We start from the raw sequence: 15,566 nt of genomic DNA, 5'->3' as shown, positions 1-15,566 counted from the left end.
ATGAAGCCGTTGAAGTCGATCCTCGCCGCCGCAGGGCTTGCGCTGGCCGTTTCCACCGCCGCCGCCACCGGGGCGCTCGCGGCCCGCACCGATGTCGTCATCGGCATGGTGCTGGAGCCGCCGCATCTCGACCCGACCGCCGGCGCCGCTGCCGCGATCAAGGAAGTCGGCTACGCCAACATCTTCGAAGGCATCACCCGCATCGGCCCCGACGGGCAGGTGCAGCCCGGCCTCGCCGAAAGCTGGGACATCTCGGACGACGGCAAGACCTACACCTTCAAGCTGCGCACCGGGGCCAAGTTCCACGACGGCACGCCGTTCAGCGCCGACGACGTCAAGTTCTCCATCGAGCGGGCCATGGCCGAGGATTCGGTCAACCCGCAGAAGCAGCTCTACTCGGCCGTCGACACGGTCGAGGTCGTCGATCCGGCGACCGTGAAGGTGACGCTCAAGCACCCGCAGGGCGCGTTCCTGTGGAACATGGGCTGGGGCGAAGCCGCCATCGTCTCGCCGGCCACGGCCGACAACAACAAGGAGCACCCGGTCGGAACCGGCCCGTTCAAGTTCGAGAGCTGGGCCAAGGGCTCCTCGATCAAGCTGGTCAAGAATCCCGACTACTGGGGCGAGCCCGTCGCGCTGGAGCGCGCCGAATTCCGCATCGTGCCGGATGCCGCCGCCGCGATCCCTGCCCTGCTCTCAGGCGACGTCCACGCCTTCTCCAACATGCCGGCCGGCGACGCGCTGGCGCAGATTGAGGCCGATCCCCGCTTCAAGGTGGTGATCGGCTCGACCGAGGGTGAGACGGTCCTGTCGACCAACAACAAGAAGGAGCCGTTCGACAAGCTCCAGGTGCGCCAGGCCATCGCCCATGCGCTGAACCGCGACGAGATCATCGCCGGCGCGTCCTCCGGCCTCGGCGTGCCGATCGGCTCGCACTTCGCCCCGCACCATCCGGCCTATGTCGACCTGACCGGCACCTATCCGCACGACCCGAACCGCGCCAAGGAGCTGCTGGCCGAGGCCGGGCTGCCGGACGGCTTCTCCGCGACGCTGAAGCTGCCGCCCCCGCCCTATGCCCGCGAGGGCGGCGAGATCATCGCCTCGCAGCTTCGCCAGGTCGGCATCAACCTGGAGATCGTCCCGCTCGAGTGGGCCGACTGGTTGAAGCAGGTCTTCACCGACAAGGACTACGACCTGTCTATCGTCAGCCATGTCGAGCCGAACGACATCAACATCTATGCGCGGCCCGATTACTACTTCCAGTACCAGAACCCCGAGTTCAACGCGGTGATGGAGGAGCTGGAAGTCACGACCGACGAGGCCAAGCGCAACGAGCTCTACGGCAAGGCCCAGCGCATCCTCGCCGAGGACGCGGCCGTCGGCTTCCTGTTCCAGATGCCCAAGGTCGGCGTGTGGGACGCCAAGCTCGAAGGCATGTGGGAGAACTGGCCGCTCTCCGTCGCCGACCTGACCAAGGTCCACTGGACGGAATAGCATCCGGCCTTTCCTGAACGCCTTCCCCGCGCGCATCGCGGGGGAGGCTTTTTCCGTCACGGCAGGCCCTTTCCCCGCATGATCGCATTTCTGGCAAAACGCATCGGCATCGGCGCCGTCACGCTCCTCGTGGCGTCGATGGTGGTGTTCGGCGTGCTGGAAATCCTGCCGGGCGACCCAGCCCAGCTCATGCTCGGCATGAACGCGACGCCGGAGGCGCTCGCCGCCATGCGCCAGCAGATGGGCCTCAATGCCCCGGTTCCGGTGCGCTACGTCAACTGGGTCGGCGGGCTCATCGTCGGCGATTTCGGCCGCTCCTTCACCTATTCCTCGCCGGTGATCGACCTGATCCTCGAACGCGTCGTCGTCTCGCTGCCGCTCGCGCTGATCTCGCTGGCGCTGTCGACGGCCATCGCCATCCCCGTCGGCATCTTTTCCGCCGCCCGGCGCGGCAAGGCCGGCGACACGGTGTCGATGGGCATCGCCCAGCTCGGCGTCGCGGTGCCGAATTTCTGGTTCGCGCTGCTTCTCGTCTACGTCTTCGCCGTGTGGCTGAGGCTCCTTCCGTCCGGCGGCTTCCCCGGTTGGGGCGCCGGCGTCTGGCCGGGCCTGAAGGCGCTGATCCTGCCGGCCGTGGCGCTGGCGCTGCCGCAGGCGGCGATCCTTGCCCGCGTCACCCGCTCGGCCATGCTGGAGGTGCTGGGCGAGGACTATATCCGCACCGCCCGCGCCAAGGGCATGCCGCGGCGCACCGTTCTGTGGCGGCACGCGCTGCGCAACGCCATGATCCCGGTGCTGACCATCATGGGCCTGCAATTCTCCTTCCTGCTCGCCGGCACCATCATCATCGAGAACGTGTTCTATCTCCCCGGCCTCGGCCGCCTCGTCTTCCAGGCCATCACCCAGCGCGACCTGATCGTGGTCGAGGGCGTGGTGATCCTGCTGGTGGCGAGCGTCGTGCTCGTCAACCTCGTCGTCGACATCCTATACGCCGTGGTCGACCCGCGCCTGAGGGTCAGGGCATGACGATGGAGACGCCAGCGCCCGAAGCCGCGCCGCCCGGCCTGCTGCGGCTCGCCTTCGCCAACCGCTCCTTCGTCGCCGGCTTCGTCATCACCGCGCTGATCGCCGCGATGGCGCTTCTCTCCTTCCTGTGGAAGCCGACCGACATCACCCATCTCGTCGTCGCCGACCGGATGAAGCCGATGTCGTGGCAGCACCCGTTCGGCACCGACCATTTCGGCCGTGACATCCTGTCGATGATCATGATCGGCTCGCGCAACTCGATCGCCGTAGCCATCGTCGCCGTCGGCATCGGCATGGGGATCGGCGTGCCGCTCGGCTGCTGGGCCGCGGCGCGCGGCGGCTGGATCGACGAGGCGCTGATGCGCTTCAACGACGTGGTCTTCGCCTTTCCGGCCCTCCTCTCGGCCGTCATGATCACCGCGATCTTCGGCCCCGGCGCGGTCAACGCCATCATCGCCATCGGCATCTTCAACGTGCCCGTCTTCGCCCGCGTGGCGCGGGCCGGGGCGCTGTCGCTGTGGCCTCGCGAATACGTGCTGGCGGCGCGCGCCGCCGGCAAGGGGCAGGTGCTGATCACGCTGGAGCACATCCTGCCCAACATCGCCTCGATGCTGCTGGTGCAGGGCACGATCCAGTTCGCGCTCGGCATCCTCGCCGAGGCGGGCCTGTCCTATCTCGGCCTCGGCGCACAGCCGCCGATGCCGTCATGGGGGCGCATGCTGTTCGACGCCCAGACGCGGATGATGATCGCGCCCTGGCAGGCGGTCTTCCCCGGCCTCGCCATCGTCGTCACGGTGCTGGGCCTGAACCTGCTCGGCGACGGCCTGCGCGACGTGCTCGACCCGAGACTGAGGCGCGAGCGATGAGCCTCCTCGAAATCGAGAAGCTGACGCTTTCCATCGGCAGCACCCCGATCCTGAAGGATGTCGACCTCGCCATCGAAGAGGGCGAGGTGATGGGGCTGATCGGCGAATCCGGCTCCGGCAAGTCGATGACGGCGCTGACCGTGATGCGCCTCCTGCCCGAGATGATGCGCGCTTCCGGCCGCGTCGCCTTCGACGGCATCGACATCCTTTCCGCCCCGGAAGCGGCGATGAACCGGCTGCGCGGCGACGATATCGGCATGGTGTTCCAGGAGCCGATGACGGCGCTCAACCCGGTCAAGACCATCGGCGAGCAGGTGGCCGAGGGCATACGCTGGCACACCGGCGCCTCGCGCGCCGAAGCCGAGGCGCAAGCGCGCAAGATCCTCGACCGCGTCGGCCTGCCGGCGGAAAAATTCCCGCTGTCGCGCTTTCCGCACGAGCTTTCCGGCGGCCAGCGCCAGCGCGTCGTCATCGCCATCGCCTGCGCCCTGAAACCCAAGCTGCTGATCGCCGACGAGCCGACCACGGCGCTCGACGTCGTCCTTCAGGCGCAGATCCTCGACCTTCTGCGCGATCTGGTCGACGAGCGGAAGATGGGCCTCCTCCTTATCTCGCACGACCTCGCCGTCGTCGCCGACATGGCCGACCGCATCACCGTCATGCGCCATGGCGAGGTCATGGAATCGGGCCCGGCGGCAACGATCCTCACCGAGCAGGCGCATCCTTATACGCGCCAGCTCGCCCGCGCCTCGACCCATGTGCCGGACCGCCGCCCCCGGCGGGCGCGGACCGCCGCCGCGCCGCTGCTCGAGGTCGCGTCGGTGACGAAGGACTACCCCGGCCGCCGCGCCTCGCTGTTCACGAAGCCGGCGCCGTTCCGCGCCGTCGACGGCGTGTCGTTCTCGCTTGCCGAGGGCCAGTCGGTCGCGCTCGTCGGCCGCTCCGGCTGCGGCAAGTCGACGCTCGCGCGGATGATCCTCGCGCTCGACCGGCCGACCGGCGGCGCGATCCGGCTCGACGGCGCCGAGACGAGCGCGCTCGGCGAGGCGGCGCTGAAAGCCTCGCGGCGCAAGATGCAAGTGGTGTTCCAGGACCCCTACGGCTCGTTCGACCCGCGCCACAAGGTCGAGCGGCTGGTGGCCGAGCCGCTGCATCTGCTCGAAAAGCAGCCCACGGCCGCCGAGCGGCGCGAGATGGTGGCGGCAGCGCTCAACGAGGTCGGCCTCGCGCCGCGCGACATGGAGAAATATCCGCACGAGTTTTCCGGCGGCCAGCGCCAGCGCATCTCGATCGCCCGCGCCATCATCACGCGACCGAAGCTGGTGGTGGCCGACGAGCCGGTCTCGGCGCTCGACGTGTCGATCCGCGCCCAGATCCTCGACCTCTTCGCCGATCTGAACGGCCGGCTCGGCGTCGCCTATCTGTTCATCACCCACGATCTCACCGTGGCGCGCGCCATTACCGACCAGGTGATGGTGATGCATGAGGGCCGCATCGTCGAGCGCGGCAACACCGGCGAGGTGCTGGACAACCCGCAATCGGAGGCGGCGAAGGCGCTGGTCGCCGCCGCGCCCGACCTTTCGCGGGCGCTCGCCCGCCGCCTCTCCGAACAAGGCTAGCCATGTTCGGCGAGATCGGCCTCGACATCCTGCTTCTCCTTGCGCTGGCGGGATTCCTTGCCGGCTTCATCGATTCCATAGCCGGCGGCGGCGGGCTGGTGACGGTTCCCGCCCTGCTCCTCGCCGGCTTCTCGCCGGTCGAGGCGCTCGGCACCAACAAGCTGCAAGGCGTGTTCGGCTCGGGCTCGGCCACCTGGTCCTACGCCTCGGCGGGCCTCGTCGACCTCCGGCGGCAGCTGCCATGGGCATTGCTCGCCCTTCTCGGCTCCATCGCCGGCGCGCTGCTCGCCACCGTCCTGCCCGGCGAATGGCTGCGCGCGGCGCTGCCGCCGATGCTCGTCCTCATCGCCCTCTACTTCGCCTTCAAGCCCGATATGGGCGACATCGACCGGGCGCAGCGCATCTCGCCCTTCCTGTTCGGCCTGACCATGGTGCCGCTGATCGGCTTCTATGACGGGCTGTTCGGCCCCGGCGCCGGCTCGTTCTTCATGCTCGCCTTCGTCGCGCTCGCCGGCTACGGCGTCCTCAAGGCGACGGCGCACACCAAGCTGCTGAACTTCTCGTCCAATCTCGGCAGCCTGATCCTGTTCGCCGCCGTCGGTGCGGTGTCGTGGAAGGTCGGGCTGGTCATGGGCGTTGCGCAGTTCGTCGGCGCAAGGCTCGGCGCGCGGCTGGCCATGAAGGCGGGCGCGCGGCTGATCAAGCCGCTGCTGGTGGTCACCTGCGTCGTGCTGGCGCTGCGTCTCCTGCTCGACTGAGCAAGACGAGGAAAACAACCCTCCCCGAAGAGTTCGGAAAGAGTAAAGTAACGCGGCAGGGAATCATCTTGTCTCAGGGAGAAAGTCATGAATCTGAATGCCCCCACGCAGATCGTGTTCCTGATTTCCGTCGTCCTCGCACTCGTCGGTCTTCTCGGTCATCTCGCGGTCCTCGGCCCCGCCGTCGCGGTCTGGGCCTTCTGGATCGTCTTCGTCGCCTGGCTCGCCCTCGCCGCGGGAAGCCTGTTCAAGGGCATGTAAAAGCGGCGGTCTCCATCGATTGGATCTTCGGGCCGGCGCGCCACCCCGTGCGCCGGCCCGTTTCGTTCCGCCCGGTCGCCGACCTCGATAAATCGCACTCCCATTATCCAAATTTCGCACAGCGCCTGTGCAGGCAGCCTTGTTGCGCGGCTGCCTCGATGGAATAGACTGGCGGCACGATCGACCGCCGAAATCCGCCATCGGCCATCTGGGAGGATGTCATGGACGCTGCGACCCCTGCCGCCGCGCAGTTCGAGCTCAACGGGGACCAGCGCGCCATTCAGGAGATGACCGCCGCCTTCGCCGCCGAGAAGGTCGCGCCTTACGCGCTCGAATGGGACAAGGAGCGGCATTTCCCCTCCGACGTCATCCGCGAGACGGGCGCGCTCGGCTTCGGCGGCATCTATATTGGCGACGATGTCGGCGGCTCCGGCCTCGGACGCCTCGACGCGGTGCTGATCTTCGAGGCGCTGGCCGCCGCCTGCCCCGGCTTTTCCTCGATGATCTCGATCCACAACATGGCGGCGTGGATGATCGACACCTTCGGATCGGAGGAGCAGCGCCAGCGCTTCCTGCCGGCCATGACCTCGCTCGAATGGCTGGCGAGCTACTGCCTGACGGAGCCGGGCTCGGGCTCGGACGCCGCCGCGCTGAAGACGCGCGCCGTGCGCGCGGGCGGCAACGGCAGCGACTACACGCTGAACGGCACCAAGCAGTTCATCTCCGGCGCCGGCGATTCCGACGTCTACGTCGTCATGGCCCGCACCGGCGACGACGGTCCGAAGGGCGTCTCGACCTTCGTCGTGCCGAAGGACGCGCCCGGCCTCAAGTTCGGTCCGGCCGAGAACAAGATGGGCTGGCACATGCAGCCGACCCGGCAGGTGATCTTCGAGGATTGCAAGGTGCCGGCCGAGAACCTCCTGTCCGGCGAAGGCGCGGGCTTCCGCATCGCCATGGCCGGGCTCGACGGCGGGCGGCTCAACATCGCCGCCTGCTCGCTCGGCGGCGCGCAGTCGGCGCTCGACAAGGCGCTGTCCTACGCGGGCGAGCGCGTCGCCTTCGGCAAGGCGATCAACCAGTTCCAGGCGCTCCAGTTCAAGCTCGCCGACATGGAGATCGAGCTTCAGGCGTCGCGGATCATGCTCTATACCGCCGCCTCGAAGCTCGACCGCAAGGCGCACGACGCCGGCAAATGGTCGGCGATGGCCAAGCGCTTCGTCACCGACACCTGTTTCGACATCGCCAACGACGCGCTGCAGATCCATGGCGGCTACGGCTATCTGCACGAATACGGCGTCGAGAAGCTGGTGCGCGACCTGCGCGTCCACCAGATCCTCGAAGGCACCAACGAGATCATGCGCCTGATCGTGGCGCGGCATCTGATCGGAAGATGAAAAGTAAGTGAGTAGGGAATAGTGAGTAGTGAGTAGGAAAATTCCCTCGTCACCACTCACTACTCACTATTCCCTACTCACTCTTTCTCTGGAGGGACACCATGACCACCATCGCATTCATCGGCCTCGGCAATATGGGCAATCCCATGGCGGCCAATCTGGTCAAGGCGGGGCATGAGGTTCGGGGCTTCGACCTCGTGCCGCAGAACCTCGACACCGCGCGCGCCAACGGGCTGGCGGTCGCGGCGAGCGCCGCCGAGGCCGTCAAGGGGGCCGACGCCGTCGTCACCATGCTGCCGGCCGGCAAGCATGTGCTTTCCGTCTATGCCGACATCGTGCCGGCGGCGGCGAAGGGCACGCTTTTCATCGATTCCTCGACCATAGACGTCGAGTCGGCGCGCAAGGTCCATGCGGTGGCGACGCAGGCCGGCATGCTGTCGGTCGACGCGCCGGTTTCGGGCGGCGTCGGCGGCGCGGCCGCCGGAACGCTGACCTTCATGGCCGGCGGCGCGGCGGAAGCCTTCGCCACGGCCGAGCCCCTGCTCCAGCCGATGGCCGGCAAGATCGTGCATTGCGGCGAGGCCGGCGCCGGCCAGGCCGCCAAGATCTGCAACAACATGATCCTCGGCATCTCGATGATCGGCGTGTCGGAAGCCTTCGTGCTGGCCGAGAAGCTCGGCCTGTCGCATCAGGCGCTGTTCGACGTCGCCTCGACCTCGTCGGGCCAGTGCTGGTCGCTGACCACCTACTGCCCGGTGCCCGGCCCGGTGCCGACCTCCCCCGCCAACCGCGACTACCAGCCGGGCTTCGCCGCGGCGCTGATGCTGAAGGACCTGAAGCTGGCGCAGGAGGCGGCGCAGGGCGCGGGCGCGGTCACGCCGCTCGGCGCGGAAGCCGCCCAGCTCTACGCCCTGTTCGACGCGGCCGGCCACGGCGGCACGGATTTCTCCGGCATCGTCCGCTTCCTGCGCGGCAAGGCCTGAGGCGTCGACGCCGATCCGATCCGCCACGCGCAAAAAAGTGGCGGATTCAGGATTGCTTAAGCTCTCGATAACCGCGTGGTAACGATGTCCCGGTAGAACGGATCGCGAGGACGGCAAACGCAGCCGCCCACCGCTCCGGATCAGGTACATGCGTACCGGAGCTGTCAGTTTCGCAAGCGTATCGAGTATCTGCGAAGCGCCATGCGTATCTATGGCAAGACCGCGTTTCTCCCCGCCCGGAGAACGCGGATCTTGCTGTTTCAGCCCCGCTCAAGGCATTCGCGAACGCCGCCTGCGGCCCGCTCAAGCACGGGTCTTCAGCCGCCTGTAGTTCTTCTTCACCCGCTTTCCGGCAGGTTTCAGCGCGGCATGGACGGCGCGCTCGAAGGCGACGCCGGTGAGCAGCGACGGCGTCGCGCCGCCATAGAGCTCCAGCCAGAAGGTCGAGGTCGAGCGCACCAGCGAAAGCTGCGCCGCCACCATGCCCTCGGCCGCCGCCGCTAGCTTCTCGCTGACGGCGCGCGTCGTTTCCAGCCGCCACGGGTTGAGGTCGCGCGCCTCGGCCGCGAGCAGCGGCGCGCGCAGCGCCATCACCGCCGGCGCGAGCATCAGGCTGCCGGCCAGCGCGCCGGCATTGCGATCCGAACGACGGGAAGCCCGCTTCATCGCCACCGCTCCCGGCTCAACGCGGCGTGAACTTGACGTCGACCGGCGGGCGAAGCCCGTTGGCGAGCCGGTTGGTCTCGTTGGCCATGCCGACGACCGCCAGGAGTTCCATGAGCTGGGCGTCCGTCATGCCCCTCGCCCGGGCCGACGCTGTGTGGGAATAGGTGCAGTACTCGCACCCGTTCGTCGCCGAGACGGCGATATAGATCATCTCCTTGACGAGCGGGTCGAGCGCGCCGGGTCCCATCACCTGCTTCAGGTCCTCCCACGTCCGCCGCAACAGGTCGGGATCGTGCGCCAGCACCTTCCAGAAATTGTTGATCCAGTCGATGCCGCGCGTCTCCATGATGTCGTCATAGATGGCGCGCACCTCCGGCGAGGCGTCCTCGTACTCGATCAGTGAAACCACGGGCTGGTCGGGCATGGCTATTTCCTCAGGTCGGTTTCTGCGAGGTCGAGCGCCTTGCCGATGCGCTCCACCGCCATATCGATCGTTTCCCGCGTCCAGATCAAGGGCGGCGACAGGATCATCGTGTCGCCGGTCGCCCTGAGCATCATGCCGCCCGCGATGGCATGGTCGCGCACGACGACCGCAGCCGCCCCGTCGCCGGGGAAGCGCTCGCGGGTTTCCTTGTCCCGGACGATCTCGATCGCGCCCATCAGGCCGATCGCCCGCACCTCGCCGACAATGCCGTGGCCGGCGATGCGCTCGCGCAGCGCCTCGATGAAGTACGGGCCGGTGTCGTCGCGCACCCGCTCGATCAGCCCCTCGCGCTCGATGATGTCGAGATTGGCGAGCGCCACGGCGCAGGCCACCGGATGCCCGGAATAGGTGTAGCCGTGGTAGAACTCGCCGCCCTTCTCGACCAGCGTCGCCGCGATGCGGTCGCCGACGAGCAGCGCCGACAGCGGCTGGTAGCCCGAGGTCAGCGCCTTGGCCGTGGTGATCGTGTCGGCCTCGATGCCCATCGACTGCGCGGCGAACCACGCGCCGGTGCGCCCGTAACCGGTGATCACCTCGTCGAGCATCACCAGGACGTCGTACTTCTTGCAGATGCGATTGACCTCCGGCCAGTAGCTCGCCGGCGGGATCTTGACGCCGCCCGCGCCCATCACCGGCTCGCCGATGAACGCCGCCACCTTGTCCGGCCCGGCCGCGAGGATCGCGTCCTCGACGGCCCTTGCGGCGCGCAGGCCGAATTCGTGGTCGCCCTCGCCGGGCAGCGCCAGCTCGTAGGCATAGGGCATCATCACGTGGACGATGCCCGGCACCGCGCCGCCGAGCTGGGCGTGCATCCCCGCCATGCCGCCGAGCGAGGTGCCGGCGACCGACGAGCCGTGATAGGCGTTCTTGCGCGAGATGACGAGGTTCTTCTCCGGCTTGCCCTCCAGCGCCCAGTAGTGGCGCACGAGCCGGAGCGCCGTGTCGTTGGCCTCCGAGCCGGACGAGCCGTAGAACACCTGGCTGAAGCCGGCCGGCGCGATCTCGGCCAGCTTCTTCGCCAGCAGCACCGGCGTCGCCGTCGCGCAGCGGAAGAAGGAGTTGTAGTAGGGCAGCTCCTTCATCTGCGCATAGGCGGCCTCGGCCAGTTCGTCGCGGCCGTAGCCGACATTGACGCACCACAGGCCGGCCATGCCGTCGAGGATCTCGTGGCCTTCCGAATCGTAGATGAACGGCCCGTCCGCGCGGGTGATGATGCGGCTTCCCGCGGCGCGCAGGTCCTTGTGGTCGGTGAAGGGATGCAGGTAATGCGCCGCGTCGAGCGCCTGAAGCTGCTTCAGGGAAAAGTTCTGATAGGTCATGGCGATAGGAACTCCCGTTGAATCGATCCGGCAGGACTGCCGGGGCGGATTCAGGCGGGACGGTGGGGCGAGTAGCCGATGCGGGCGCACAGAAGCAGCAGCTCCGCGTGGCGCGTGCGCGCCGACGGCGTGACCGACACCCTGTCAGGAACGATCTGGTTTCTCTCGAGCACCATGGGGCAACCATAGCCCGGCTTCCAAGGGCTGAACAAGTGTGCGTGAGCGGAAGGAACGCGAAACGCGGGCGAACGTTTCTCCAATCGGCCGGGCAATACCCCCGGCCGCGCTCCGGAGGAGGAGCAACTTCCATGAAAATCGCTGTTATTGCACTGACGACCCTGCTTGCGGGCGCAGCGGGGACCTATGCCGCCGAACCGGCCGGAACCGCGACGATCAACGGCCAGAAGTTGTATACCGATGCCCAAGGCATGACTCTCTACACCTTCGACAGGGACACCGCCGGCAAATCCAATTGCGACGGCGACTGCGCGACGAGATGGCCGCCCTTCAAGGCCGAGGCCGGCGCGGCCGCCGAAGGCGACTGGACCGTGGTGGAGCGCAGCGACGGCTCCATGATGTGGGCCCACAAGGGCAAGCCGCTCTACACCTACGCGGACGACCAGAAGGCCGGCGACGCGACGGGCGACGGCGCCGGCGGCGTCTGGCATCTCGCCACGGCTGATTAAGCCAGCGATGCGGATGCGGCGCCTCGCCGCCGCATCCGCCCGCCACCGGAAGGCGCTCAACGGGCAAAATGCCCGTCGATCCGGCACGGCCGTTGATTTGATATAATCATTTCTTTATATGCTTATTTCATCCATTTCCTGCCGGACCCCATTGGACTTATTGCCCATGACCAATCCGATCGACGCGCTGCTCGCCAAGAAGGGCGTTCTTCTGGCCGACGGCGCCACCGGCACCAACCTCTTCGCCATGGGGCTGGAAGCCGGCGAGGCGCCCGAGCTTTGGAACGAGGCCCATCCCGAACGCGTCGCCGCGCTGCATCAGGGGTTCGTCGACGCCGGGGCCGACATCATCCTGACCAACTCGTTCGGCGGCACCCGCCACCGGCTGAAGCTGCACCACGCGCAGGACCGCGTGCGCGAGTTGAACCGCAAGGCGGCTCAGATCGCGCGGGGCGTCGCCGACAAGGCCGGCCGCCGCGTCATCGTCGCCGGCTCGGTCGGCCCGACGGGCGAGCTGCTGCAGCCGCTCGGCGCGATGAGCTACGAGGAGGCGGTGGACGCCTTCGCCGATCAGATCGAGGGCCTGAAGGAAGGCGGCGCCGAGGTCGCGTGGATCGAGACCATGTCCGCGCCCGGCGAAATCCGCGCCGCGGCCGAGGCCGCGATCCGCGTCGGCCTGCCCTACACCTATACCGGCTCGTTCGACACCGCCGGCCGCACCATGATGGGCCTGGCGCCGAAGGACATCCACGGCGTGGTCGACGGCCTCGCCGAGGCGCCGGCCGCGGTGGGCGCGAATTGCGGCGTCGGCGCCTCCGACACGCTCGCGGCCCTGCTCGACATGAGCGACGCGAAGCCGGAAGCCACTATCGTCGTCAAGGGCAATTGCGGCATCCCCGAATTCCGCGGCACCGAAATCCACTATTCCGGCACTCCGGAGCTGATGGCCGACTATGTTCGCCTCGCCATAGACGGCGGCGCGCGGATCGTTGGCGGCTGCTGCGGCACCTCCTTCGTGCACCTGAAGGCGATGCGCGAGGCGCTCGACGCCCACCGCAAGGCCCAGCGCCCGACCGTCGAGGAGATCGTCTCCCGCATCGGCCCCCTGCGCAACAAGCAGGCGGCGGAAAGCGGCGCGGACGGCAGCGCCGGCGCCCGCCGCGAGCGGCGGAGGGGGAGAGGAGCGAATAGGGAATAGCGAGTAGCGAATAGGGTTTTATTCCCAATTATATACGTGACAAAGTATGGATCGCGACGTATGATTCGGATGCGTGACAGGCCGGGTTGTTGAAAAAGAAATCCCGTCAAGCGGGTTGGAAATTGCGACGACATGATTCATGGTGATTACGGTGGAGGCGGAGGGGATTGAACCCTCTAGACCCAAGGTCGGAAGCCCGGACTAGCTACCAAGCCGCCCCCACTACGACAGAGACCCGACGACGGTCTCTGAAGGCACCCATAGCGGGTAGCGCCAGCTAGTGGGCCATACGGCGGACCGAGCGATCAAATGTGGTGGCGACCACGGATTGCTCGGTCCTCGTCGCACTTGCGCTCACAACAGAAGGCGACTCGCCACCTCGTGGCAAGAGTCTTCGGCGCAAAAATGCCGCAACCAACACCCTAGATAGGTGACCTGTGAACACCGGGGATAATCAAGGCAAGGACAAAGAGGCCGACGAGCGCGCTTTCAACGACGCGCTAAAGCGGCTGCTCAAGACCCCGCCAAAGCCTCACGTAAAGGACTCGGAAACCGAATCGGCGCAAGAAAGAAAACCGGGCGGCTATCCCGCGAAGAACGACCGCCCGGAAGAGCCAAAGTCTTAACGGCTTCGGCGCTTTTTGATTGTCTCAACGACATGCGTTCGGGGCTTTGCCTTGGCCGTAGAGACCTTGGTAAAGCGCCCTGTCACGGCGCTGCGACCGACTTTGATCTTGCTCATGTGTATCACCTCCTTTCACGGGCGGTAGCCCGCCGTTAGAGGCACGGCCGCAAAGGCAAGCGAACGAATCGCAAGATCAGCAAAGATAATGAGATCACGCCCGTGCAGAGTCTAGACGTTCTCCAGAACGCTTGACTAAGCCTAAAAGGATTCGGCTAGCCCCCCCCCGCTTTGGTATTTAATCTCCGAAACGAAGCAGGGGCAGCAGAATGAGCGGGACCATGAACAACGACGGAGCGCATGGCTTCGTCTCGGCGCCCAAAACCTTGTTCACTCACGATGAAGAACGAGTAGATCATATTATTTCGGAAGAGACGCTCATGGAACTGGCTCGCGGTGGACAGGACCGATCGCTCGAAATCGCGATAGGGGCCGCAGGAGTGGCTTTCGGCTACTTCCAGAATTTCGCGTCGGCTATCGGCCGGATGGAAGCAGCGGAGCCTCTTTCACGTTGGGACGCGGCAGGTGCCGGGATCTTCATTATCTCTGCTACGGCTGCCATCATCTTCTTAGCTCACTATCGCAAGAACGGCACACGGCTTGATGACCTGCTGACGCGCATTAAAAGTCGGAAAGTGGGCCGCATGGCAGAGCCTGGAACACCCTATGTTGGTGGCGAGCCAGTCCCTGAGTCGACCGCTATGGAGCAAGTCTCTGCTTCAACCACTGAGTAATCTCGGTCGAATAGCCATACCATGCGGCTTCGCCAGATAGACGCCCCACAAAAAGCTTGTCGTTTGAATCGAGGCACGGCCTTAGAAAATCGCGAACATTGGCCGCTGATTGCGCTGTCTCGATAATCCAAACTGATTGTTGCATATGCCAGCGGGTGCCATAGGTTTTGAGCTTCTCAATGAGCCGCTCATAGTTTTGACCCTGCTGATGGAGATCGTAACTCACGATATACGTCGGCACTGTAGGGACCCCTCCTGCGGTAGACCTTTGAAAGCGTAGCAAATCATTTGCTCGGAAGCTTTCGCTTTCTCATCATCTTCGTTGCCTTCTGCTTAGGCGTAACGGGCTTCACCAATCCGCCGATAGGTAAGGCGCTTGCCGCCGATCATGGACAGCAGATCGTCGTGGCGCTCTGTGTCGGTAATCTTGAGCGCTGTACGGCGGTTGTAGCGGAAATCGAACTCTGCAAGGTAGCGATGCAAATGTGCTTCGCCGCAATGCTGGTAGACGCCGACCATGCCGCGCTTGAACACCGAGAACACGCTTTCGATGGTGTTGGAATGGATCACAAGGTCGCCTTCATAGCGCACGTATTCGCCGGCTGAGTGCTTGGTGGTCTTGTGCGAAGTGTATTCCGCGCCGGTTTCGGTGTAGAGGCGCGACTCGTCGGTCATCAGGTGCGACTTGCGATCAACGTTGCGAACCAGAATGTCGCGGACGGATGCCTTGGTGGCGTGCTGGACGTGGAAGGTACGAACCTTGCCGCCACGCTCGACCAGACCGACCACGGCGTTCTTGCCGGGTTTCTTGCGCTTGAGATAGGGGCGACCCTTGCGCTGCGGAGAGACGTAACCGTCCTCGCGGCGACCCTGATAGGTTTCGTCGGCTTCGACGGTCTTGCCTTCGCCGCCAATCGGGCCGGACGTGGACACGTCCTCTTTCATGGCTTCACGAATGCGATGCGCCATGAACCATGCGGTCTTGTAGGTAACGCCCAACATGCGGTGCAACTGGTGCGCCGACATGCCTTTCTTTGACGACGTGAGCAGGAAGGTCGCGAGCAGCCACTTGTTCAATGCGATCTTGGAACGCTCGAACACAGTGCCAACGGTCACGGTGAACTGCTGGCGGCATTCCATGCAGTTGTAGAGGCCGGGACGGTGCGCCTTGCCTTCCATCTTCGTGATGCGGTCGGGGCGAGCATTGCCGCAATGAGGGCAGTTCGGGCCAAGCGGCCAGCGCTGAGCCTCAAGATGCTCGCGGGCCTTGTCTGCGTCCTGAAAGATTGGGCTGTCGAGTTTCATGGCTGCGTCCCTGAGTTAGCCAACTCTATGAAATAGCCCATACTTTGTCAAGTATATAATCAGGGTTTTATTCCCACTACTCACTACTCAC

At 65.8% G+C, this 15,566-nt stretch carries 16 protein-coding genes; 11 read left to right on the top strand and 5 right to left on the bottom strand.

Translation table 11 applies throughout. From position 1 onward, the window contains the following. From M9945_RS16870 to mmsB, 8 genes are all read left to right on the top strand, one after another. Window positions 1-1,494, top strand: a complete 1,494-nt coding sequence (locus M9945_RS16870; RefSeq protein WP_367945502.1) for an ABC transporter substrate-binding protein — start codon at window positions 1-3, stop codon at window positions 1,492-1,494. A gap of 78 nt (window positions 1,495-1,572) precedes the next feature. Then, window positions 1,573-2,520, top strand: coding sequence for an ABC transporter permease (locus tag M9945_RS16865; protein WP_367945501.1), 948 nt, complete (start codon window positions 1,573-1,575; stop codon window positions 2,518-2,520). Beyond that, on the top strand, window positions 2,517-3,386 hold the full coding sequence (locus M9945_RS16860) for an ABC transporter permease (RefSeq protein WP_367945500.1): 870 nt from the start codon (window positions 2,517-2,519) through the stop codon (window positions 3,384-3,386). Before M9945_RS16865 ends, M9945_RS16860 begins: the two co-directional genes overlap by 4 nt. After that, window positions 3,383-5,005 (top strand): ABC transporter ATP-binding protein, encoded by a 1,623-nt coding sequence (locus tag M9945_RS16855; RefSeq protein ID WP_367945499.1) that lies wholly within the window; start codon window positions 3,383-3,385, stop codon window positions 5,003-5,005. The genes M9945_RS16860 and M9945_RS16855 overlap by 4 nt, the downstream gene beginning before the upstream one ends. A gap of 2 nt (window positions 5,006-5,007) precedes the next feature. After that, the gene (locus M9945_RS16850) at window positions 5,008-5,763 is read left to right on the top strand and encodes a TSUP family transporter (protein WP_367945498.1); all 756 of its coding nucleotides are present in this window, start codon (window positions 5,008-5,010) and stop codon (window positions 5,761-5,763) included. Window positions 5,764-5,850: 87 nt separating this feature from the next. After that, complete coding sequence (locus M9945_RS16845) at window positions 5,851-6,024, top strand: hypothetical protein (protein WP_367929656.1); 174 nt, start codon at window positions 5,851-5,853, stop codon at window positions 6,022-6,024. A gap of 221 nt (window positions 6,025-6,245) precedes the next feature. Then, complete coding sequence (locus M9945_RS16840) at window positions 6,246-7,418, top strand: isobutyryl-CoA dehydrogenase (RefSeq protein ID WP_367945497.1); 1,173 nt, start codon at window positions 6,246-6,248, stop codon at window positions 7,416-7,418. A gap of 101 nt (window positions 7,419-7,519) precedes the next feature. Next, complete coding sequence (mmsB, locus tag M9945_RS16835) at window positions 7,520-8,401, top strand: 3-hydroxyisobutyrate dehydrogenase (RefSeq protein ID WP_367945496.1); 882 nt, start codon at window positions 7,520-7,522, stop codon at window positions 8,399-8,401. Between the two features lie 303 nt (window positions 8,402-8,704). On the opposite strand, the gene M9945_RS16830 is transcribed toward mmsB, so the two are convergent. Genes M9945_RS16830 through M9945_RS16815 form a run of 4 tightly spaced genes read right to left on the bottom strand, consistent with a single transcriptional unit; the run spans window position 8,705 to window position 11,046 of the window. Beyond that, window positions 8,705-9,067, bottom strand: a complete 363-nt coding sequence (locus M9945_RS16830; protein ID WP_367929653.1) for a hypothetical protein — start codon at window positions 9,065-9,067, stop codon at window positions 8,705-8,707. Window positions 9,068-9,083: 16 nt separating this feature from the next. After that, window positions 9,084-9,491, bottom strand: a complete 408-nt coding sequence (locus tag M9945_RS16825; protein WP_367929652.1) for a carboxymuconolactone decarboxylase family protein — start codon at window positions 9,489-9,491, stop codon at window positions 9,084-9,086. Window positions 9,492-9,493: 2 nt separating this feature from the next. Then, complete coding sequence (locus M9945_RS16820; RefSeq protein WP_367945495.1) at window positions 9,494-10,870, bottom strand: aspartate aminotransferase family protein; 1,377 nt, start codon at window positions 10,868-10,870, stop codon at window positions 9,494-9,496. Window positions 10,871-10,920: 50 nt separating this feature from the next. Next, window positions 10,921-11,046 carry a hypothetical protein gene (locus tag M9945_RS16815; protein ID WP_367929650.1) on the bottom strand — a complete coding sequence of 42 codons (126 nt, stop codon included), beginning with the start codon at window positions 11,044-11,046 and terminating at the stop codon, window positions 10,921-10,923. Window positions 11,047-11,178: 132 nt separating this feature from the next. Between M9945_RS16815 and M9945_RS16810 the strand changes: the two genes are divergently transcribed. The 3 genes from M9945_RS16810 (at window position 11,179) to M9945_RS16800 (ending at window position 14,170) form a co-directional block, all read left to right on the top strand. After that, window positions 11,179-11,556, top strand: a complete 378-nt coding sequence (locus tag M9945_RS16810; protein ID WP_367945494.1) for a hypothetical protein — start codon at window positions 11,179-11,181, stop codon at window positions 11,554-11,556. A 166-nt stretch (window positions 11,557-11,722) separates the two neighbouring features. Then, window positions 11,723-12,754, top strand: a complete 1,032-nt coding sequence (gene bmt, locus M9945_RS16805; RefSeq protein WP_367945493.1) for a betaine--homocysteine S-methyltransferase — start codon at window positions 11,723-11,725, stop codon at window positions 12,752-12,754. Window positions 12,755-13,705: 951 nt separating this feature from the next. Continuing rightward, the gene (locus tag M9945_RS16800) at window positions 13,706-14,170 is read left to right on the top strand and encodes a hypothetical protein (RefSeq protein WP_367945492.1); all 465 of its coding nucleotides are present in this window, start codon (window positions 13,706-13,708) and stop codon (window positions 14,168-14,170) included. A 333-nt stretch (window positions 14,171-14,503) separates the two neighbouring features. On the opposite strand, the gene M9945_RS16795 is transcribed toward M9945_RS16800, so the two are convergent. Continuing rightward, window positions 14,504-15,475 carry an IS1595 family transposase gene (locus M9945_RS16795; RefSeq protein WP_367929646.1) on the bottom strand — a complete coding sequence of 324 codons (972 nt, stop codon included), beginning with the start codon at window positions 15,473-15,475 and terminating at the stop codon, window positions 14,504-14,506. Window positions 15,476-15,566: the final 91 nt, after the last annotated feature.

Origin of the sequence: Aquamicrobium sp. (assembly GCF_023954335.1) — a bacterium.
Taxonomy (GTDB): domain Bacteria; phylum Pseudomonadota; class Alphaproteobacteria; order Rhizobiales; family Rhizobiaceae; genus Aerobium.
The sequence above is the reverse complement of the archived record's forward strand: the minus strand, read 5'-3'. Positions and strand labels throughout refer to the sequence as shown.